This window comes from Streptomyces sp. NPDC014801 (assembly GCF_043082085.1).
GTDB lineage: Bacteria > Actinomycetota > Actinomycetes > Streptomycetales > Streptomycetaceae > Streptomyces.
In genome coordinates this window covers 19,875-39,259 of record NZ_JBIBXG010000010.1, presented here as the reverse complement: position 1 = coordinate 39,259, position 19,385 = coordinate 19,875, and the positions used below count along the sequence as shown (strand labels likewise).

General features: G+C 72.1%; 18 protein-coding genes. 7 read left to right on the top strand and 11 right to left on the bottom strand.

Annotation, left to right across the window (positions count from 1 at the left end; all coding sequences use genetic code 11):
• Window positions 1-232 precede the first annotated feature (232 nt).
• Both ACF1AL_RS24030 and mca read right to left on the bottom strand, forming a co-directional pair.
• Complete coding sequence (locus tag ACF1AL_RS24030) at window positions 233-505, bottom strand: hypothetical protein (RefSeq protein WP_391705240.1); 273 nt, start codon at window positions 503-505, stop codon at window positions 233-235.
• Window positions 498-1,358 carry a mycothiol conjugate amidase Mca gene (gene mca, locus ACF1AL_RS24025; protein ID WP_391705394.1) on the bottom strand — a complete coding sequence of 287 codons (861 nt, stop codon included), beginning with the start codon at window positions 1,356-1,358 and terminating at the stop codon, window positions 498-500. The genes ACF1AL_RS24030 and mca overlap by 8 nt, the downstream gene beginning before the upstream one ends.
• Before the next feature lie 245 nt (window positions 1,359-1,603).
• Between mca and ACF1AL_RS24020 the strand changes: the two genes are divergently transcribed.
• Together ACF1AL_RS24020 and greA are read left to right on the top strand one after the other, a co-directional pair.
• Entirely contained in the window at window positions 1,604-2,002 is a 399-nt protein-coding gene (locus ACF1AL_RS24020) for a DUF4307 domain-containing protein (RefSeq protein ID WP_384208739.1), read from the top strand.
• Window positions 2,003-2,208: 206 nt separating this feature from the next.
• On the top strand, window positions 2,209-2,706 hold the full coding sequence (gene greA, locus ACF1AL_RS24015; protein WP_366840025.1) for a transcription elongation factor GreA: 498 nt from the start codon (window positions 2,209-2,211) through the stop codon (window positions 2,704-2,706).
• Between the two features lie 68 nt (window positions 2,707-2,774).
• Here the strand turns inward: greA and ACF1AL_RS24010 are convergent, their stop codons facing one another.
• From ACF1AL_RS24010 to ilvA, 3 genes are all read right to left on the bottom strand, one after another.
• Entirely contained in the window at window positions 2,775-3,632 is an 858-nt protein-coding gene (locus tag ACF1AL_RS24010) for an ABC transporter permease (RefSeq protein WP_391657340.1), read from the bottom strand.
• Window positions 3,629-4,606 carry an ATP-binding cassette domain-containing protein gene (locus ACF1AL_RS24005; RefSeq protein ID WP_391827310.1) on the bottom strand — a complete coding sequence of 326 codons (978 nt, stop codon included), beginning with the start codon at window positions 4,604-4,606 and terminating at the stop codon, window positions 3,629-3,631. The genes ACF1AL_RS24010 and ACF1AL_RS24005 overlap by 4 nt, the downstream gene beginning before the upstream one ends.
• 162 nt (window positions 4,607-4,768) lie before the next feature.
• Complete coding sequence (gene ilvA / locus ACF1AL_RS24000; RefSeq protein WP_366840022.1) at window positions 4,769-5,998, bottom strand: threonine ammonia-lyase; 1,230 nt, start codon at window positions 5,996-5,998, stop codon at window positions 4,769-4,771.
• A 163-nt stretch (window positions 5,999-6,161) separates the two neighbouring features.
• Here ilvA and ACF1AL_RS23995 point away from each other — a divergent pair, with 163 nt between their 5' ends.
• The 3 genes from ACF1AL_RS23995 (at window position 6,162) to ACF1AL_RS23985 (ending at window position 7,587) form a co-directional block, all read left to right on the top strand.
• The gene (locus ACF1AL_RS23995) at window positions 6,162-6,674 is read left to right on the top strand and encodes a MarR family winged helix-turn-helix transcriptional regulator (protein WP_391657342.1); all 513 of its coding nucleotides are present in this window, start codon (window positions 6,162-6,164) and stop codon (window positions 6,672-6,674) included.
• Window positions 6,675-6,835: 161 nt separating this feature from the next.
• A complete protein-coding gene (locus tag ACF1AL_RS23990; RefSeq protein ID WP_384208728.1) occupies window positions 6,836-7,342 on the top strand; it encodes a sigma factor-like helix-turn-helix DNA-binding protein in 507 nt (168 codons plus the stop codon).
• The gene (locus tag ACF1AL_RS23985; RefSeq protein ID WP_384208725.1) at window positions 7,339-7,587 is read left to right on the top strand and encodes a hypothetical protein; all 249 of its coding nucleotides are present in this window, start codon (window positions 7,339-7,341) and stop codon (window positions 7,585-7,587) included. Before ACF1AL_RS23990 ends, ACF1AL_RS23985 begins: the two co-directional genes overlap by 4 nt.
• A gap of 104 nt (window positions 7,588-7,691) precedes the next feature.
• On the opposite strand, the gene ACF1AL_RS23980 is transcribed toward ACF1AL_RS23985, so the two are convergent.
• Window positions 7,692-8,846, bottom strand: a complete 1,155-nt coding sequence (locus ACF1AL_RS23980; RefSeq protein ID WP_366840018.1) for a cystathionine gamma-synthase — start codon at window positions 8,844-8,846, stop codon at window positions 7,692-7,694.
• Window positions 8,847-9,029: 183 nt separating this feature from the next.
• Between ACF1AL_RS23980 and ACF1AL_RS23975 the strand changes: the two genes are divergently transcribed.
• Window positions 9,030-10,148 (top strand): hypothetical protein, encoded by a 1,119-nt coding sequence (locus tag ACF1AL_RS23975; protein WP_391780059.1) that lies wholly within the window; start codon window positions 9,030-9,032, stop codon window positions 10,146-10,148.
• 184 nt (window positions 10,149-10,332) lie between these two features.
• On the opposite strand, the gene msrA is transcribed toward ACF1AL_RS23975, so the two are convergent.
• The 3 genes from msrA to ACF1AL_RS23960 all read right to left on the bottom strand — a co-directional run bounded on the left by msrA (window position 10,333) and on the right by ACF1AL_RS23960 (window position 13,970).
• The gene (gene msrA / locus ACF1AL_RS23970) at window positions 10,333-10,845 is read right to left on the bottom strand and encodes a peptide-methionine (S)-S-oxide reductase MsrA (protein ID WP_366840016.1); all 513 of its coding nucleotides are present in this window, start codon (window positions 10,843-10,845) and stop codon (window positions 10,333-10,335) included.
• A gap of 202 nt (window positions 10,846-11,047) precedes the next feature.
• A complete protein-coding gene (locus ACF1AL_RS23965) occupies window positions 11,048-12,622 on the bottom strand; it encodes a hypothetical protein (protein ID WP_391827308.1) in 1,575 nt (524 codons plus the stop codon).
• A gap of 304 nt (window positions 12,623-12,926) precedes the next feature.
• Window positions 12,927-13,970 carry an NAD(P)-dependent alcohol dehydrogenase gene (locus ACF1AL_RS23960; protein WP_366840015.1) on the bottom strand — a complete coding sequence of 348 codons (1,044 nt, stop codon included), beginning with the start codon at window positions 13,968-13,970 and terminating at the stop codon, window positions 12,927-12,929.
• A 175-nt stretch (window positions 13,971-14,145) separates the two neighbouring features.
• On the opposite strand from ACF1AL_RS23960, the gene ACF1AL_RS23955 reads away from it, so the two are divergent.
• Complete coding sequence (locus ACF1AL_RS23955) at window positions 14,146-15,228, top strand: helix-turn-helix domain-containing protein (RefSeq protein ID WP_391827306.1); 1,083 nt, start codon at window positions 14,146-14,148, stop codon at window positions 15,226-15,228.
• A gap of 158 nt (window positions 15,229-15,386) precedes the next feature.
• Here the strand turns inward: ACF1AL_RS23955 and ACF1AL_RS23950 are convergent, their stop codons facing one another.
• Window positions 15,387-15,899, bottom strand: coding sequence for a hypothetical protein (locus ACF1AL_RS23950; RefSeq protein WP_366840013.1), 513 nt, complete (start codon window positions 15,897-15,899; stop codon window positions 15,387-15,389).
• A gap of 108 nt (window positions 15,900-16,007) precedes the next feature.
• The gene (locus ACF1AL_RS23945; RefSeq protein WP_391827304.1) at window positions 16,008-19,331 is read right to left on the bottom strand and encodes a S8 family serine peptidase; all 3,324 of its coding nucleotides are present in this window, start codon (window positions 19,329-19,331) and stop codon (window positions 16,008-16,010) included.
• Window positions 19,332-19,385: the final 54 nt, after the last annotated feature.

The window sequence follows — 19,385 nt, the reverse complement described above, 5'->3', positions numbered from 1 at the left end:
CGTGAAACCGGCCGACGGCACGAGGCCGACGACCCGGCGCGCCAAGGCGACGCCCTGGCGCCGGTGCCGGCCGCCGGGTGTGACCCGCGCCGGCACGACGGCGTGGCCCGGCCGGCCCCGGGTGTCGCCCCCAGCGCCCCGGCACCGCCGCCCCCGAGGGCCGCGCTGCCGGTACCGGTGGCCGTGCCGTCAGGCACCCACCCGTACCGTTCCCGCGCCGCCCCCGGAGGGGTCAGCCCTGCTGGGGCTTGGCCTGGCGGGGGGCCTTGCCCGGGGTGTCGGACGCGCCGGAGGGCTTCGCGTCCGGGTCGGGGGCCTCCTTGAAGTCCACCTTGCGCATGTGCTTGCTCATGGATTTCATCAGGACCCACACCGCCACGGCCATCGCCGCGAAGACGACGAAGCCGAGGATGCCGGGGGTGACCTTGTCCTTGTCGAAGCTGTCGGCGGCGACGGGGAGAAGGTGCGTCACGGCCAGGCTCACGCTTGCGCTCATGTCAGGCATTGTCGCGGATGCCCGCAAAGAGGTCGTCCTCGGGGAGGGAGGTATCGACGAGCGACTTCGCCAGCTCGTACTCCTCCGTCGGCCAGACCTCCTTCTGCAGGTCCAGCGGCACCCGGAACCAGCCACCGTCCGGGTCGATCTGCGTACGGTGCGCGATCAGCGCCTTGTCGCGGATCTCGAAGAACTCGGCACACGGGATGTGCGTGGTCAGGGTGCGCTCGGGCCGGTCGGAGGTCTCCCACCGCTTGAGCCACTCGCCGTAGGGGGACTCCAGGCCCCGGTCGAGCATCGCCTTGTGCAGGGCCTCGGTGCGCTGCCGGTTGAAGCCCTGGTTGTAGTACAGCTTCAGCGGCTGGTAGGCCGGGCCGTACACGTCCTCGGGGTACTTCTCGGTGTCCGCCGCGCCCTCGAACGCCACCATGGAGATCTTGTGGGTCATGATGTGGTCGGGGTGCGGGTAGCCGCCGTTCTCGTCGTAGGTGGTGATCACCTGCGGACGGAAGGCGCGGATCTGCTTCACCAGCTCCCCGGCCGCGTGGTCGACGTCCTCCAGGGCGAAGCAGCCCTCCGGCAGCGGCGGCAGCGGGTCGCCCTCGGGCAGGCCGGAGTCGACGAAACCGAGCCACTCCTGCTTGACGCCGAGGATCTCGCGGGCCTCGTCCATCTCCTTGCGGCGGACCTCGTGGATGTTCTCCTCGATGTACTTGTCGCCCTGGAGCTTGGGGTTGAGGATGGAGCCGCGCTCCCCGCCCGTGCAGGTCACGACCAGCACGTCCACCCCCTCCGACACGTACTTGGCCATGGTGGCCGCGCCCTTGCTCGACTCGTCGTCGGGATGGGCGTGCACGGCCATCAGTCGCAGCTGGTCAGTCAAGACTCAATCCTCGGTGGTCGGCGCCCCCGTGGCGTCGGGCGCAATCTAACGGCTGTCGTCCCGCGGGGACGTCCTTGAGGGGCGGTGCTCGGGCGCCGGGCGGGCGGCTTCTATAGTGACCGAATCGGGCGGCGAATAATTCCGGGGCCCGCGCCGGGCACCGGTTTCCGGACGCCGCACGCCCCGCCCGCCCGTCCCGCCCAGGGCCCGCCGAGAGGACGATCATGAGTACGGCCGGCACACAGCTGCCGCAGGAGCGCTACGGCCGCTCCTCGGACGTGCGCAGCGACCGCACCCTGAAGATCGTCGGAGCGGTCCTCGGTGCCGTGCTGCTCGTCGTGGTCGGCTGGTTCGGCTACCACTACGTCGCCGGCAGCTCCATCAGCGCCCAGGTGATCACCTTCGACTCCACCGGCACCGCGGTCAAGGTGCATCTGGAGGTCCACAAGGACGCCGGTGCCGACGGCTACTGCACCCTGCGCTCGCAGTCCGCGGACGGCACCGAGGTCGGCCGGGCCGACTTCCGCTTCTCCGGGCCGGACACCCGCATCGACCGGGTCGTCACGCTGCGTACGACGGCGCGGGGGACGACGGCGGAGCTGCTGGGCTGCCACAGCGGCTGACGCGCCCCCGAAGGCGCCCCGGGCGGGCGAACGCTTCCGCATCACCCGGAATACGCACACGCTGACCTGCGTTGACGCAATTTAGATGGCTTATGTCCTCCCCCTTCGGCCATTGAATTGTTAGGCTCGTGGTTTCGCCCATCCATGAGGGAACATTCTTCTGGGTAGGGCGATGCTTTGTATCCCAGTACCTACGAGGAGCACCTGTGACCCAGACCAGCGAGAACGTCACCTGGCTGACCCAGGAGGCGTACAACAAGCTCAAGGCTGAGCTTGAGTACCTTACTGGTCCCGCGCGTGCGGAGATCTCGGCGAAGATCGCGGCCGCGCGCGAGGAGGGCGACCTGCGGGAGAACGGCGGGTACCACGCGGCCAAGGAGGAGCAGGGCAAGCAGGAGCTCCGCGTGCGCCAGCTGACCCAGCTCCTCGAGAACGCCAAGGTCGGCGAGGCCCCGGCCTCCGACGGTGCGGTCGCGCCGGGCATGGTCGTGACGATCGCCTTCGACGGTGACGAGGACGACACGCTGACCTTCCTGCTCGCCTCCCGCGAGTACGCCAGCTCCGACATCGAGACCTACTCGCCGCAGTCCCCGCTCGGTTCGGGCGTGCTCGGCCACAAGGTCGGCGACGACGCGGAGTACGAGCTGCCCAACGGCAAGAAGGCCTCGGTCCGCATCCTGAAGGCCGAGCCGTACAACGGCTGACCGGCCCCCGGCCCCCACGACACGAGCCCCCGGCGCCCACGGCGCCGGGGGCTTCGCCGTGCCGGGCGTCAGGCCGTGGCCGAGCGGTACTTTCGCACCGCCAGGGTCCGGAAGATGACGATGATCAGTACGGAGTAGATCAGCGACGCCCACACCGGGTGCTGCATGGGCCAGGCGCCGGACGTGGACTGGCCGGGGTTGGCGAACAGTACGCGGCAGGCCTGCACGGTCGCGCTGAACGGGTTCCACTCGGCGATGTGCCGCAGCCACGGCGTCATGTGGCTGGTGTCGACGAACGCGTTCGAGATGAAGGTGACCGGGAAGAGCCAGATCAGCCCGCCCGAGGTGGCCGCCTCGGGGGTGCGCACCGACAGGCCGATCAGCGCGCCGATCCAGGTGAAGGCGTAGCCGAGCAGGAGCAGCAGCAGGAAGGCTCCGAGGACCTTGACGGCGTTCGTCTCGCCGTTCGACCCGACGCGCCAGCCGACCAGGAGGGCGACCACGGCGAGGACGACCAGGGTGAGGGCCGTCTGCACCAGGTCGGCCAGGGTGCGCCCGGTGAGGACCGCGCCGCGCGCCATGGGCAGGGAGCGGAAGCGGTCGATGAGGCCCTTGTGCATGTCGTCGGCGATGCCGGCACCGGAGCTGGCGGTGGCGAAGGTGACGGTCTGCGCGAAGATGCCGGCCATCAGGAAGTTCTTGTAGTCGGTGGCGCTGGTGCTGCCGCCGATCTGCATGGAACCGCCGAAGACGTAGGTGAACAGCACCACGAACATGATGGGCTGGATGAGCCCGTAGATCACCATCTCCGGGATCCGGCTCATGCGGATCAGATTGCGCTTGGCGACGACCAGGGAGTCGCGGATCGACTGGCTGACGGGGTTGGTGGCCGGGGCCACCCGTGCGGTGTCGGTGAGGGCACTCACTTCACGGTCTCCTTCTCCCTCTCCTCGTGCCTGGCTTCGGCCACGTGCCCGGTCAGGGACAGGAAGACGTCGTCGAGCGTGGGCCGGCGCAGGCCGATGTCGTCGATCTCGATGCCGCGGGTGTCGAGTTCGCGGATCACCTCGGCGAGCAGCTTGGCGCCGCCGACGACCGGCACGGTGAGCTTGCGGGTGTGCTCCTCGATCGTGGTCTCGCCCTTGCCGAAGCCGCGCAGCACCTCCGCCGCCGTGGCCATGTGCTCGCGCTCGTGCACCACGACCTCCACGCGCTCGCCGCCGGTGCGGGCCTTGAGCTGGTCGGAGGTGCCGCGGGCGATGACGCGGCCGTGGTCGACGACGGCGATGTCGTGCGCGAGGTGGTCGGCCTCCTCCAGGTACTGCGTGGTCAGCAGCAGCGTCGTGCCGCCGGCGACGAGTTCCTTGATGACCTCCCACAGCAGCTGGCGGTTGCGCGGGTCGAGCCCGGTGGTCGGCTCGTCCATGAACATCACCGGCGGGGAGACGACCAGCGCGGCGGCCAGGTCGAGGCGGCGGCGCATGCCGCCGGAGTACGTCTTGGTGGGGCGGTCGGCGGCCTCCGCCAGGTCGAACTGCTCCAGCAGTTCGCCGGCGCGGGCCTTCGCCGCCCTGGACTTCATCTGGTAGAGCTGCCCGACCATCTGGAGGTTCTCCCGGCCGGTCAGGTACTCGTCGACGGCGGCGAACTGGCCGGACAGGCCGATGGAGCGCCGCACCTCGTTGGGGTGCTTGAGCACGTCGACGCCGGCGACGACGGCCCGGCCGCGGTCGGGACGCAGCAGGGTGGTCAGGCAGCGGACCGTGGTGGTCTTGCCCGCGCCGTTCGGCCCGAGCAGGCCGAGGACGGTGCCTTCGGGGACGTCGAGGTCGACGCCGTCCAGAGCCTTTACGTCACCGAAGGATTTGGCCAGTCCCTCGGCGTAGATGGCGCCTGGCATATGTGTCTCCACGTCATCGGGGATTCTTCGGAAAGCCTAGATTCGGGTGGTTTGTCTCGCTTGACGGATGAGGGATGCGACGATCCGCGACCCTCAAGATATCGCGATGTATCGCGTCGCTCAATGGATTTCCCCGAACGAGTGACGCGACCGCGCCCGGCCTCAGCCGATGACGGTGTAGCCCGCCCGGCTCAGGGCCTGGCCGACCTCGGCGCAGTGCGCCGGCCCCTTCGTCTCCAGGTGCAGCTCGACCTCCGCCTCGGTGAGCCCGAGCCGGGGGTCGGTGCGTACATGGCTTACGTCGAGGACGTTGGCGTCGACCGCCGACAACACCCCGAGCAGCGCCGCGAGCGCCCCCGGCCGGTCCGTCAGCCGCACGCGAACGGCCAGGTAGCGGCCCTGCGCGGACAGGCCGTGCCGCAGGATGCGCTGCATCAGCAGCGGGTCGACGTTGCCGCCGGACAGCAGCGCCACCACCGGCCCCTCGAACGCCCCCGGCTCGCTCAGCAGCGCCGCGACCGGGCTCGCCCCGGCCGGCTCCACCACCAGCTTGGCCCGCTCCAGGCACAGCAGCAGCGCCGTCGACAGCGCGTCCTCGGAGACCGTGCGGACCTCGTCGACCAGTTCCTCGACGATCCCGAACGGCACGTCGCCGGGCCGGCCGACCCGGATGCCGTCGGCCATCGTCGCCGGGTGCTCCAGGGCCACCGGCCGCCCCGCCGCCAGCGACGGCACGTACGCGGCGGCGCCCTCCGCCTGCACCCCGACGATCCGCACGTCCGGCCGCAGCGACTTCACGGCGACCGCGACCCCGGCCGCCAGTCCGCCGCCGCCGACCCCGACGACGATCGTGCGCACCTCCGGGCACTGCTCCAGGATCTCCAGGCCGACCGTGCCCTGCCCCGCGATGATGTCGGGGTGGTCGAAGGGGTGGATGAACACCGCGCCCGTCTCGGCGGCGTACTCCTGGGCGGCGGCCAGCGTCTCGTCGACCACCTGGCCGTGCAGGCGCACCTCGGCGCCGTAGTCCTCGGTGGCGCTGATCTTGGGCAGCGGGGCGCCCCTGGGCATGAACACCGTCGAGCGCACGCCCAGCAGCGACGAGGCCAGCGCCACGCCCTGCGCGTGGTTGCCCGCGCTCGCCGCGACCACGCCCGCGGCCCGCTCCTCCGGCAGCAGCCCGGCGATCCGCACATAGGCACCGCGCAGCTTGAACGACCCCGTCCGCTGCAGGTTCTCGCACTTGAAGTGCACCGGCGCGCCCACCAGCTGCGACAGCCGGCGGCTGCCCTCCATCGCGGTCACCCGTGCGACCCCGGTGAGCATCTTCCGGGCCCCGCGGACGTCGTCCAGGGTGACCGGCGGGAGCGTGGTGACCGTGCGGTGGTTCATGGTTCAAGTCTCGCAGTTCACGCGCGCGTGCCACGGGTGTGACCAACCACCGAGACCCGGATCGCGCAGCCTCGGTACGCCCCGGGGCCGGGCCGCGTACCCTGTCCCCCAACCCAGCAGCCCTTCATGAAGCGAGCCCCCGGCCATGCCCACAACACCAGAAATGTCGATGGACATGACGACCGTCGGTGACACCGGTCTCCTCGACGCCCTCCAGCACGAGGTGGCGGTGTTCGCCCGCCGCGCCGAACAGACCCGGCTCGGCGGGGTCGGGCAGGTGCGCAACTCCATGGACCGCGCGGCGTACCTGCTGCTCAACCGGCTCGACAAGGAAGGCCCGATGGGTGTCAAGGCCCTCGCCGCGAGCATGGGCATCGACTCCTCGACGGTCACCCGCCAGGTCGCCCCGCTCGTCGACACCGGCCTCGTCAAGCGGACCTCGCACCCCGAGGACGGGCGGGCGGTCGTCCTGCAGCTCTCCCCGCGCGGGCAGACCCGGCTGGAGGAGGTGCGCTCCTCGCGGCGCCGGCTGATGGCCGAGCTGACGGAGGACTGGGCACCGGAGGAGCGCGAGGCGTTCTGCGCGCTCCTGACGCGCTTCAACAGCGCCCTGTCCGCGCGGACCGCGGCCCAGGCCGTGCCGCCGTCGGCCGAGCCGGCCCCGGCGTCCTCCTGACCCCGTCCACGCCGCCGCCCGGCCGGGTCGCCGCCCCGGTCACGAACGCGTGCGCGACTCTTGACCGAAAGGCCACCCCTGGCCTCATATGAGACCGGGTCCCCCGCGCCGTACGGCCCCGGGACCCCGCATCTCATCGGACGCCCGCAGGGGGAGGCGCGGTGCGAGAACGGCATGCGTCGCAGAGCGCCCGACGGGCCCAGGAGTTCCAGGCGTTCGTCGCCGGGGCGGCCGGACGGCTGCTGCACACCGCCACCCTGCTGACCGCCGAGCCGCCGGACGACAATCCGCGCGCCCGCCGCCTGCTCACCCACGCGCTCGCGCACACGTACGCGTGCTGGGACCAGCTGCGCGGCGAGGACCCCTACGACCGTGCCCGCCGGCATCTGGCGATCCGCTTCGCCCACAGCGCCTGGCACCAGTACGGCGGCCTCCTCGACCGCGGCGCGCCCCACCCCGGCGCCACGCTGGGCCGGCTCGCCCCGCAGGAACGGCTGGTCCTGGTCCTGCGGCTGTTCGAAGGCGTCGGCGAGGAGCAGATCGCGGCGCTCCTCGGCCTGCCCCTGGACCGGGTGCGCGCGCTGGGGCATCGCGCCATGACGACCCTGCTGCACCCGCCGCGGGGCCGCGCCGCGGCGCCCGTGGCGGCGAAGGCGGCACCGTCGTGAACCAGCCGGAGCGCGAGGCCGAGGTACGCCGGATCATGGAGGGCACACCACCGCACGTGCCGCCGGAGCTGTACGCCGAGGCGGTGCGCCGCGGCACACGCGTGCTGCACCGCCGGACCACGGCCCGCCGGCTGATGTGGCTGCTGCTGACCCTGGCCGCCGTGGCCTTCACCGTGTGGGCGGTGACGGTGCAGCCGTGGGCGCAGCCGCCGTCCGACACGACCCCGCCCCTGGACGGCTGGTGAGCCCGCCCCGCGCGGGCGGGCCGGTGAGGTCACCCCGCGCGGGCGGCCGGTGAGGTCACCGGCCGGGCGGCTCGGAACGCCGCCCGGCTCGTGATCCGGTTCGGCTAGCCGAGGGCCTGCTGCAGGTCCTCCAGCAGGTCCTCGACGTTCTCGATGCCGACGGACAGCCGCACCAGGTCGCCCGGCACCTCCAGCGCGGAACCGGCCGCGGAGGCGTGCGTCATCCGGCCCGGGTGCTCGATGAGCGACTCCACGCCGCCCAGGGACTCGCCGAGGGTGAAGATCTTCGCGCGGTTGCAGACCTCGACGGCCGCCTCCTCGCCGCCGGCCACCCGGAAGGAGACCATGCCGCCGAACGCCTTCATCTGCTTGGCGGCGACCTCGTGCCCGGGGTGGTCCTCCAGGCCCGGGTACAGCACCTGCGTCACGCGCGCGTGCCGCGTGAGCATGTCGGCGACCTTGGTCGCGTTGGCGCTGTGCCGGTCCATGCGCACCGACAGCGTCTTGGTGCCGCGCAGCACCAGCCACGAGTCGAACGGCCCGGCGACCGCGCCCATCGCGTTCTGGTGGTAGGCCAGCTCCTCGCCGAGGCCCTGGTCGGAGACGATCAGCGCGCCGCCGACCACGTCCGAGTGCCCGCCCATGTACTTGGTGAGCGAGTGGACGACGACGTCCGCGCCCAGCGCCAGCGGCTGCTGCAGGTACGGCGTGGCGAAGGTGTTGTCGACGACGAGCTTCGCGCCCGCGTCCCGGGCGACCTGGGCGACGGCGGCGATGTCGGTGATGCCGAGCAGCGGGTTGGACGGCGTCTCGACCCACACGACCTTGGTCTTCGGGGTGATCGCGGCGCGCACGGCGGCCGGGTCGCTGGTGTCGGCCACCGACCACTCCACGCCCCAGCGGGAGACGACCTTGGCGAAGAGGCGGAAGGTGCCGCCGTAGGCGTCGTTCGGGATCACGACGTGGTCGCCGGGGCTGAGCAGCGTACGCAACAGGCAGTCCTCGGCCGCCAGTCCGGATGCGAACGCGAGGCCGCGGCGGCCGCCCTCCAGGGCGGCGAGGTTCTCCTCGAGGGCGGTACGGGTCGGGTTGGCGCTGCGGCTGTACTCGTAGCCTCCGCGCAGGCCGCCCACGCCGTCCTGCTTGTAGGTCGAGACCTGGTAGATCGGCGGGACGACGGCGCCGGTCTGGGGATCCGCGGTGTTGCCCGCGTGGATCGCGAGGGTCTCGAAGTGCTGACTGATGTGCCTGTCGCTCATGGGCACCGAGCGTAGTGCGCGCCGTGCCCGAATGACGCCCGCACATCGGCCGCGCTCGCCTCCGGCGGGTTTTCCCCAGGCGCCCGCCCCCTGCCCGCGCGGGTTTTCCCCAGGCGTCCGGGTTTTCCACAGGCCCGTCGAACGGGTTGGCCAATTGTCGGCGCGGTCTGGTTCGCTGGAGCCATGGAGATTCTGTGGGCCCTGATGGCCGCGGCCATGCTGACCATCGTGCTGCTGCCGGTGCTGAGGCGCAGGCGCGGCATGATCGAGCAGGTGCCGCCCGGCCACCCGGACGCGGCGGACCCCGCGGACTACGGCTTCGTGCGCGAGGAGGAGCTGGACATCCGCATGCCCGGCGCCGACCAGGACCTGCTGGACGTCCTGGACGTGGTGCAGAGCACGCAGGAGTACAAGGCGGCGGCCCAGCTGCTGGCCGGCACCGAGACGCAGGGCGAGCTGCGCTGGCAGCGGGTGCAGGCGTTCGCGGGCGCGGCCGCGCTGGAGCTGCAGCAGCGGCCGGGCGGGGTCGGGGAGATCCCGGGCGGGCAGTGGCTGCGGGTGTGGCGGGCCGAGCAGCCCAAGGACGCGGGCGGTGCCACCGTGCACGCCGAGTTCCTGGTGCAGCAGGCGTGGCGTACGTCCACGCCGGGCACGGACGACTTCCGGATCATCATGGAGGAGGCCAGGGCGGCGTGCGGCGAGGCCGCGCTGCTGGCGCCGGGCGACCCGGTCCCGTACATCGTCGAGCTGTCCGTGGCGCGCGGCCTGGCCTATCCGCGCGAGGAGTTCGAGCAGCTGTGGCTGAAGATCCTGGACCGCGCGCCGCACCACATGGGCGCGCACCTGGCCGCGCTGCACTACTGGTGCGAGAAGTGGCACGGCTCGCGTGAGCTGGCGTACCAGTTCGCCGAGGCGGCGGCCGCGCGGGCCCCGCAGGGCTCGCTGCTGGCGGCGATGCCGCTGTTCGCGGTCTTCGAGCACCTGCCCGAGGTGAACCTGGTCCGCGGCTTCTACCAGAGCGAGGTCGTCACCAAGGCGATCCACGGCGCCCTGCACGCGGTGCACGCGGCGCGCTACGACGACCCGATGCTGGCGCACGTCCGGCACCTGCTGGTCTTCTTCCTGGTACGGGCGGAGCGCTGGGCGGAGGCGATGAGCCAGCTGGTCCACGTCGACGGCCACTGCGGTGCCCTGCCGTGGACGCTGTCCCCCGACCCGGCCGCCGAGTTCGCCGTCTACCGGGCGCTCGCGGTGGCCGGCTACGAGGCGAACGGCGGCAGCCCGGCGACCCTGCCGCACTGACCCCGGCGACGCGGCGGCGGCGGACCGTCCACGGTCCGCCGCCGGCACGATGTCCCCGGCACGAGCTACAGGGGCTTGCCCCCCGGGGCCCCGGCTGGGGCTTGCCCTCGGTGTCCCCGGCAGGGGCTTGCCCTCGGTGTCCCCGGCAGGGGTTTGCCCTCGGTCAGTTCTGCGTGCGCCCGGGTCAGCCCTGCGTGCGGCTCGGCAGGCGCCATCCCGGACGCGGGAAGTGGCAGGTGTAGCCGTCCGGGTAGCGCTGCAGGTAGTCCTGGTGCTCGGGCTCGGCCTCCCAGAACGGACCGACCGGCTCCACCTCGGTGACGACCTTGCCCGGCCACAGACCGGAGGCGTCCACGTCCGCGATGGTGTCCTCGGCGATCCGCTTCTGCTCGTCGTCCACGTAGTAGATCGCCGAGCGGTAGCTGAGGCCGATGTCGTTGCCCTGGCGGTTCTTGGTCGTCGGGTCGTGGATCTGGAAGAAGAACTCCAGCAGGGCCCGGTAGTCGGTCTGCTCGGGGTCGAAGAGGATCTCGATGGCCTCCGCGTGCGTGCCGTGGTTGCGGTACGTCGCGTTCGGCACGTCACCGCCGGTGTATCCGACCCGGGTCGACGTCACCCCCGGGAGCCGGCGGATCAGCTCCTGCATCCCCCAGAAACATCCGCCCGCCAGCACGGCCCTCTGCGTCTGCGCAGCCATGGCCCCTCCACTCCTCGTCGACTCGGTCGTCCGGGCTTCTCGGCTCGCCCATCGGCGGCTTCCGATGCCCGGCGTGTACAACGCGTGAGGTCTCCGGGCGATTCCATGCCCCTGGAGACGATGAGCACGCGGCGCGTGACCTGATCGGTCCGCGCCGCGTGCCGCCGGTGGGGGGCCAGGGGCCACCGGGTCCTCTTCGGGGCTACTTACCCGCTTGGGTGAACGTCAGGACCCTCGGCGACTGGAGTTTGGAGGAGTCCGGGCCGCGGTGGGTCCCCGGCTTGACGTAGTCACGCAGCGCGAGCACGAGCGTGCCGCGCAGGGCGGGGTCGCCCACCGCGGTGGTGTCATGGTGGGAGGGCAGCATGTCCGTGGTGATCTCAGTGCAGTTCTTCGTCCCGCCGGGCAGGCCGCGCAGTGCCGCGCAGTCACGGGTGAAGTAGCGCACGTAGAGCTTGCCGCTGTCGGCGTTCTTCTTCAGGTACCCCGAGGCGGAGCCCTTGAGATCCTTGTCCAGGACGTTCGCCACACCGGCCAGCAGGGACGCGTTGTTGACCGACAGGGCGCTGTAGGTGGCGTTGCCGGTCTCGGTGGCGAGAGTGCCGACCGCCGCGTAGACCTCGCCGTTGTCGAGCGGGAGGGGCTTTTGCGACAGGTAGTACGCGGCGTCCTGCTGGTCGCCCAGGCAGTCCATGTTGATCTTGCGGCAGTACGGCCCGGTCCACCCGAACTCCTGCACCGGGTCGATCAGCCGGGTGGAGTCCGGCAGCGGCCGGCCGCAGTCCTGGGGGCGCAGGTGCGCGGTGTCGCGGACACGGTCGCACACGGCGCCGATCAGCTCGCGCAGGTCGCCGCCCAGGTCGGCCTCGCTGTTGGCGGTGCGGGGGCCGATGGTCATCGGTCCGTAGCGCTGGACGGGGCCGGCCGAGGCGGGGGCGCGCACGCGCATCACCGTCAGCGGAGGGTTCTGCCGCCATGCGGCGGCGGCCTTCTCCTGCCCCGCGGCGGGAAGGGCGTACCGGAAGGAGGTCACGAAGTCGGGGGCGTCGCGGCCGATGCCCAGCGGCCCGATCGGACCGTGGCTGTCCCGGTCGGGGATCTGCTCGGTGAAGATGTCCTCGGCGGGAACGCCCTGGGCCTGAAGAGCCCGGCGTACGGCGCGGTCGGTGGTGGCACTGGGCGTGACGATGAAGTACCGGTTCTTCTCGAACGAGTAGCCCGCCTGCCGCTCCATCACGACGTTGTTCACGACGTCCCCGAGCGCGGACAGGCTCTGGGTCCGGTCCGATCCGCGGTCGCCCGGCGGGACGGTGTCGAACAGGAAGTGCATGGGCACGCCGAGCTTGTTCTGCCACTTGGCGTAGTCGCTGTCGCTCCACCGGCCCCGCTGGCTGAACTCCCAGGTCTGCAGGCCCATGTAGCGGCCCGGTGGCGGCATCTTGCCGTAGAGCACGAGCGCGTCCCGCGGGTCGAGCCGGTACGTCGAGCTGTAGCCGGCCCGCGTCGGGCCGAAGGCGTTCACGGTGGCGGGGTCGACGTACTCCCCCGGCCAGGTCTTCACCACGGGCACCACGTACGGGGCCGCGGGGTTGTTGGCGTAGCAGTTGTGCAGCTTGGGGTAGGTGTAGCGTTCGCAGTCCTCTTCGGTGTACAGCCTCGGGTAGCCCGGACTGACCTGGAACCCGTTCTTGCGCAGGTCCGCGACCAGCCGCGTGCCGATCGTGTCACCGGCCGGGTCCGCACCGGCACCGGCCCGGTACTGGCCGCATCCGGCCACGGCGAGCAGTATCACGAACGTCAGCGGCAACCTGATTCTCGACGCACAGCGGCCCATGGCGATCCCTTCCGACCGACTCGATGTCATGGGGCCGCGCTGCCGGCTCATCTCGTGGTTCCGCACGCACCGGCCCTGACGGGGAACTCTCGGTAGCTGAACCGTCACCCGTCGCGAGCGTCCGGGCAATCGGAGTGATCCGCCCGGGCGACTGCCCACCGCCCGGCGCCGGGACCGGTGGCGGCGCCGCGCGACGCGGAAGGGCCCGGAGCGCACTGCGCCCCGGGCCCTCGGACAGCGGCCGGCGTCAGATCGTCGCCGTGTCGATCACGAACCGGTACCGCACGTCGCTGTTCAGCACCCGCTCGTAGGCCTCGTTGATCTGGTCCGCGCGGATCAGCTCGATCTCGGCGCCGAAGCCGTGCTCGGCGCAGAAGTCCAGCATCTCCTGGGTCTCCGCGATACCGCCGATCATGGAACCGGCGAGCGTCTTGCCGCCACCGATCACCGAGAAGAGGTTCAGCGAGATCGGCTCCTCGGGCGCGCCCACGTTCACCAGGGCGCCGCCGGCCTTCAGCAGGGACAGGTAGGCGTTGAAGTCCAGCGGCGCCGACACCGTCGAGAGGATGAGGTCGAAGGTGCCCGCCAGCTCCTCGAAGGTCTTCGGGTCGCTGGTGGCGTGGTAGTGGTCCGCGCCCAGGCGCAGCCCGTCGTCCTTCTTGCGCAGGGACTGCGACAGCACCGTCACCTCGGCGCCCAGCGCGTGCGCGATCTTCACGCCCATGTGGCCGAGGCCGCCCATGCCGAGGACCGCGACCTTCTTGCCGGGGCCGGCGCCCCAGTGCTTGAGCGGGGAGTAGGTGGTGATGCCGGCGCACAGCAGCGGGGCGGCGACGTCGAGGGAGAGGCCGTCGGGGATGCGGACGACGAAGTTCTCGTCGACGACGATCTTCTGCGCGTAGCCGCCGTAGGTGGGCTCGCCGTCCTTGCCGACGGCGTTGTAGGTGCCGACCATGCCCTTGGTGCAGTACTGCTCCTGGCCGGCCTTGCAGTTCTCGCACTCGCGGCAGGAGTCGACCATGCAGCCGACGCCCACGCGGTCGCCGACCTTGTACTTGGTCACGCCCGAGCCGACCTCGGCGACGATGCCGGCGATCTCGTGGCCGGGGACCATCGGGAAGATGGCCTCGCCCCAGCCCTCGCGGGCCTGGTGGATGTCGGAGTGGCAGATGCCGGCGAACTTGATGTCGATCAGGACGTCGTGCTCACCGACCGCGCGGCGCTCGATGGTGGTGCGCTCCAGCGGGGCCTTGGGTGCGGGGGCGGCGTACGCAGCAACAGGGGTGGTCATGCCGGGGTTCTCCTAGCAAAGAAACGTCCGCGCCCGGCCTGCCTTCCGGCCGGGCACGTCGTCCAGCCTGCCCCGTCGCGGGACATCCACCCAGGCCACGGTTTTGCGTACGCACAGCGTGCCTACCACTGGCGGGGTCAGGCTCGTGTGCGTACGACCCCGGATACTGGACAGCATGGACGACCACCTCGACCCCGCACCCGGCACCCGGCCCGCCGGTCCGCGAACGGGCGGCGAGCCGCCGGCCGGCACCGGGCCGCGCCCCGGCACGGAACCGCGCCCCGGCGGTGAGCCGCTGACCGGCGGTGAGCCGCTGACCGGTGGTGAGCCTGCGGCCGGCAGCGGCCCGGAGACGGGCGGCGAGCCGCCGGCCGGTGCCGCGCTGGACCGGCGGGCCGAGCTGAGCGAGTTCCTGCGCACCCGGCGGGCCCGGCTGAAGCCGTCCGACGTGGGCCTGCCGGACTTCGGCCGGCACCGCAGGGTGCCGGGGCTGCGCCGGGAGGAACTGGCGCAGCTGGCCGGGGTGTCGGTGGCGTACTACACGCGTCTGGAGCAGGGCAACGGGCGGAACGTGTCCGCCGAGGTGCTGGACTCCATCGCCCGCGCGCTGCGGCTCACGGACGCCGAACACGCGCACCTCGTCCACCTGGCCCGGCCCACGCGGCACAAGAAGAAGCCGGCGGCGCGCCCGCAGCAGGTGCGGACCGCGCTGCGGCAGCTGCTGGACGTGATGGAAGCGGTCCCGGCGTACGTCGTGGGGCGGCGCTCGGAGATCCTCGCGTGGAACCGGATGGCCGCGGCCCTGTTCGGGGACTGGGCGGAGCTGCCGGCGGCGGAGCGGAACTGGGCGCGGCTGGTGTTCCTGCGGCCCGACTACCGGGATCTGTTCGTGGACTGGGAGCAGAAGGCGATCGACATCGTGTGCGCGCTGCGCATGGACGCCGGCTGCCATCCGGACGATCCGCGGCTCGCGGCGCTGGTCGGCGAACTGTCGCTGAAGAGCGAGGACTTCCGCCGGCTGTGGGCCACGCACGACGTGAAGGACAAGACGCACGGCGTGAAGCGGCTGCGGCACCCGCTGGTGGGGGAACTGGCCCTGCAGTTCGAGTCGTTCAAGCTGACCGACGACAGCGAGCAGGTCCTGGTGACCTACCACGCCGAGCCGGACTCGTCGTCCGCTCAGTCCCTGCGCCTGCTGGCCAGCTGGGGCACGGACGCCACCCGCGCCGGCACGACGTCGACGACCCGCCCGGCCTGACCCCGGACAGCCGCTGAGCCGGCCGCACCCCCGGCCACCCCCGGTCCGCTCAGCCGGTCACGCTCACCGACCACCCCGGTCCGCTCAGCCGGTCACACCCCCACCACCCCCCGTCCGCTCAGCGGGTCGCGCTCACCGACCACCCCGCTCCGGGCCGGTCAGTCGGTCACCCCCAGGTCCTCCCGCATCAGGCGCCGCATCGCGGTCAGCCGGGGCTCGGCCTCCTTCAGGTCCAGCAGCGCCTGCTCCGGGCTCTCGCCGTCCCGGGCCAGCCCGCGGTCCAGCCGCTTGACGACCGCGTCGGTCCCGGCGAGGACGGTGTTCACGGCCCGCGAGGCCTCCAGGATCCGCTCGGGCACGACCATCTGCGCCTCCGCGTACCGGTCGCGGTAGTCCCGGCGGGCCTCCTCCAGCCGCTCGCGGTCCGGCTCGTCGTAGACACCGTCGCGCAGGCGGTGCAGGGCGTCCTTGAGCAGGGTGTGGAACTGCCGTGAGGCCCTGTTCATCGCCGTGTACGCGGTCCTGCGCTCCTCGAACCGCCGGCGCCGCTCCTCGGCCGCGCCGTCCTCGGCCCGCTGCCGGGCGGAGATCCGCTGGCTGAGGACGGGCGCGAGGAGTGTCCCGAGGACGCCGACGACAGCGGTGATCATGGCGGTCACGGCGGCGGTCATACGGCGACCCTAGCGGCCCCGCCTCGCGCCGGACACGCCACCGCCCGCCGGAGGAAGTCCCTCCGGCGGGCGGTGTGTTGACCACCGGCGCTCAGGGCGCCGGCCGGCTCACTTGCCGTAGTACGCGTGGTAGACCGTGATCGTCGCCGTGTCGCCCTTCTTGCCGGTGACGGCGGCGCGGAAGGAGACGGACGCGCCGCGCGCCGGGTTCCTCAGGGTGACCTTGCCGTTCTTCACCTGGAGCTTCTTCCAGGTCTTCCCGCCGTCGTAGGAGGCCCACACCGTCAGGGACTTCAGGTTGCGGCCGGCGGCCGCGCCCTCGACGGTGACGGGGAAGGTGACCGTACGGCCCGCGGCGACCTTGCTGTCCAGGCCGGTCGCGGCGTTGAAGCGGACGGTGGAGACGGGCAGCTTCGCCGACTGGCCGGCGGCGGGCTTCTTGGAGCGGAAGGTCCAGCTCGCGTCGATCCGGGTGGACACGGCCGCCACCTTGGCGCTGCGGGTCACCGAGGTGGACAGGCGGTACGCCGCGTCGGCGGCCGGGACCGTGAAGACGCCGTCGCCGAGGAGCGGGTCCTGGTTGGAGCCGACCTTCTTGCCGTCGCGGTAGAGCGTCGTCGTGGCCTGGGTGACGTTCGACGAGCCGGCGTGCGTGCTGCCGTCCGCGAACAGCGGCAGCAGGCCGTAGAGGGTGTTGTCCTCGCGGAAGACGCCGTAGTCGGCGTCGACGTGCGGGGCGAACACGGCGGTGTTGAAGGTCTTGGTGTAGCTCTTGCCCGCCGCGAAGGTCTGCGGGTTGCCGAGCGTGTAGGCGGCCTCCGAGAGGGGGAAGCCGTCGGCGTCCTTGCCCGCGTACTGCTCGAAGCCGAACGTCCACTGGATCTTGTCGGCGGTCGACAGGTGGAGGGTGCGGGTGCTCGGCAGTCTCTGCTCGACCGGCAGTCCGACGCCGATGTCGTCGGGCAGGACGCCCAGCGCGGTCACGGCGCCGGTCTTGCCGGGGGCGGACGCCCCGAGGCGGGTGCTGACGGTGGCGAACTCGCGGGCGCCGAAGTGGCGCACCTTGCCGCCCTGGACGCGCTTGACCCGGGCGCTGGTGGCCACGTCGTACTCGGCCGTGGCGCCCTTGGTCCACTGGCCGCTCCACGTCTGGGTGAGCCCGGTGACGTCCGGTCCGAGGGCGGCCATGCGCACGTCGGCGAAGGAGCGCTGGGTGGACCCGGCGACGACGCCGGCGGCCTCGTAGCCGTAGTCGATCGTCGCGGACAGCGGCTTGGCGGCGCGGTCCGGGACGGTGATGGCGGCCTTCTTGGCGATGCGGGCGTCGAGCGTCACCGTCAGGTTCCTGGTGACGTCGAGCTTCGGCTGGACCAGCCAGTCGATGCCGCCCTTGAACTGCTTGAAGTCCTGGGCGATCCAGGCGTCCAGCAGGTAGGTGCCCCGGGGGACGCGCAGGGTGGTGGTGCCGGAGGCGGCGACCGGGGGCTGGTAGTGCCGGCCCTGGGCCAGTCCGGTGTAACCGAACAGGTCGGTGAGGTAGCCGTCGGTCGCCTTGCCGTCCCGCCCGATGTGCTTGACGGTCACGTCGTACGACTCGACCTCGCGCTGGACGGCCGCGGCGGTCCGCACGCTCTGCCCGCCGCCGCTCGCCGTCACGTACGCGGAGTAGGCGCCGTCGAGGGTGCCGCCCAGCCGGGTGTCGGCGGTGAGGTCCACGGACGCGGTGCCGCCCGCGGGGACGGTCACACTGGTCGCGCCGAGCGTGAAGAAACCGGCCGGGGCGGCCTTGCCCTTGGGGTCGGTGGCGGTCGCGGACAGCTTCAGCGTGACGTCGCCGGTGCCGAGGTTGCGGTAGGTCAGCCGCTTGGTGACGGGCTTGTCGTCGGTGTGCGGCCAGGCCTGCGTGCCGAAGCTCACCGACACCGGCTCGGCGATCACCGTCTGCTTGATCGCCCGGTCCACGGCGATACGGCCGCTGCCCTGCTGGAACGGCGTGTACGCGCCGCCCTTCGCGGAACCGGTCAGGGCGCCCTTGAGCTCGGCGTACCCCCAGGCCGGGTGCTGCTGCTTGAGCAGCGCGGCGGCGCCCGCGACGTGCGGGGTCGCCATCGACGTACCCGAGATGGTCAGGTAGCCGGCCGGGTTCTCGCCGACCTCCTGGTCGATGACGCTGCCCTTGGCCGCGGCGGCGGTGATGTCGACGCCGGGCGCGGTCACGTCCGGCTTGATGGCGCCGTCGCCGACGCGCGGGCCGGTGGAGGAGAAGTCGGCGAGCTTGTCCTTGCCGTCGACCGCGCCGACGGTGAGCGCGGCGTCCGCGCTGCCGGGCGAACCGATGGACTCCGGGCCCTCGTTGCCCGCGGCGATCGCGAACAGGATGCCCTTGTCCGCGGACAGTTTGTCGACCTCGGCCTCGAGCGGGTCGATGTCGGGCGTGTCGTAGCCGCCGAGGCTGAGGTTGACGATGTCGGCGCCCTGCTGGGCCGCCCACTCCATGCCGGCGAGGATGCCGGAGTCGTCGCCGGAGCCGTTGTCGTCGAGGACCTTGCCGTTGAGGATCTGCGCGCCGGGCGCGACCCCCTTGAACTTGCCGCCCGACTTGGCGCCGGTGCCGGCCGCGATGGACGCGACGTGCGTGCCGTGTCCGAAGTGGTCGGTGGCGTCCTTGGCGGTGGAGAAGTTCTTCGCCGCGACGACCTGGCTCTTGAGGTCCGGGTGGGTCGCGTCGACGCCGGTGTCCAGGACGGCGATCTTCACGCCCTTGCCGGTGTAGCCGGCCGCCCACGCCGTCGGCGCGCCGATCTGCGGCACGGACGTGTCGAGGGCGACCTTGCGGACGCCGTCGAGCCAGACGTGGGCGACCCCGGCGGCGGTGCGGTCGCCGTTGGTGACCGCGTCCCACAGCGCGGGCGCGTCGGCCTGCGGGGTCTGCACGGCGTCGGCGTTGAGCGTGCCGAGGGTGCGGCGCAGCGTGCCGGCCTCGCGTACCTGGGCGCGGGCGGTGGTGGCGGCGCCCCGGTAGCCGACGATGACCTTCAGCCCGCCGCGCTGGGCCGTGAGGTTCGCCGGCCGCGTCAACTCGGTGACGTCGAACAGCCGTTGGTCCACCACACCGGTGGCGACGAGGCGGGCCGCGTCGGCGGGCAGGACGACGGTGTGCCCGTGGACGGTCTGGATGCGGACGGGTATGTTCTCGCGGCCCTTCGCCCGTTCCAGGCCGACGACCCGCCCCTTGGCGTCGACGGCGACCCGGTCACCGGTGATGAGGGTGATGCGGTGCTTGGCCTGGAGCTGTCCGTGGGCCGGGGCGGCGCCGGTCGCGCGCTGCCCGGGATCGGCGGCCGCCGCCGGGCCGGTCATGCCCGCGGCGAGCGCCACGGCGGCCGCGGCGGCGACACCGGCCGCGCCCGCCCTCTTCACTTGTCTGCGCAAGACTCCCCCTTGCTGAGTACCGGGTGATTTCCCCTGTCACCCGGCCGGGGGCAG

Bases quoted from the DNA above. Each gene is read 5' to 3' on its own strand.
- ACF1AL_RS24030 (WP_391705240.1), bottom strand. From the start codon at position 505: ATGCCTGACATGAGCGCAAGCGTGAGCCTGGCCGTGACGCACCTTCTC.
- mca (WP_391705394.1), bottom strand. From the start codon at position 1,358: ATGGCCGTGCACGCCCATCCCGACGACGAGTCGAGCAAGGGCGCGGCC.
- ACF1AL_RS24020 (WP_384208739.1), top strand. From the start codon at position 1,604: ATGAGTACGGCCGGCACACAGCTGCCGCAGGAGCGCTACGGCCGCTCC.
- ACF1AL_RS24005 (WP_391827310.1), bottom strand. From the start codon at position 4,606: ATGCCAGGCGCCATCTACGCCGAGGGACTGGCCAAATCCTTCGGTGAC.
- ilvA (WP_366840022.1), bottom strand. From the start codon at position 5,998: ATGAACCACCGCACGGTCACCACGCTCCCGCCGGTCACCCTGGACGAC.
- ACF1AL_RS23995 (WP_391657342.1), top strand. From the start codon at position 6,162: ATGTCGATGGACATGACGACCGTCGGTGACACCGGTCTCCTCGACGCC.
- ACF1AL_RS23980 (WP_366840018.1), bottom strand. From the start codon at position 8,846: ATGAGCGACAGGCACATCAGTCAGCACTTCGAGACCCTCGCGATCCAC.
- ACF1AL_RS23975 (WP_391780059.1), top strand. From the start codon at position 9,030: ATGGAGATTCTGTGGGCCCTGATGGCCGCGGCCATGCTGACCATCGTG.
- msrA (WP_366840016.1), bottom strand. From the start codon at position 10,845: ATGGCTGCGCAGACGCAGAGGGCCGTGCTGGCGGGCGGATGTTTCTGG.
- ACF1AL_RS23960 (WP_366840015.1), bottom strand. From the start codon at position 13,970: ATGACCACCCCTGTTGCTGCGTACGCCGCCCCCGCACCCAAGGCCCCG.
- ACF1AL_RS23955 (WP_391827306.1), top strand. From the start codon at position 14,146: ATGGACGACCACCTCGACCCCGCACCCGGCACCCGGCCCGCCGGTCCG.
- ACF1AL_RS23950 (WP_366840013.1), bottom strand. From the start codon at position 15,899: ATGACCGCCGCCGTGACCGCCATGATCACCGCTGTCGTCGGCGTCCTC.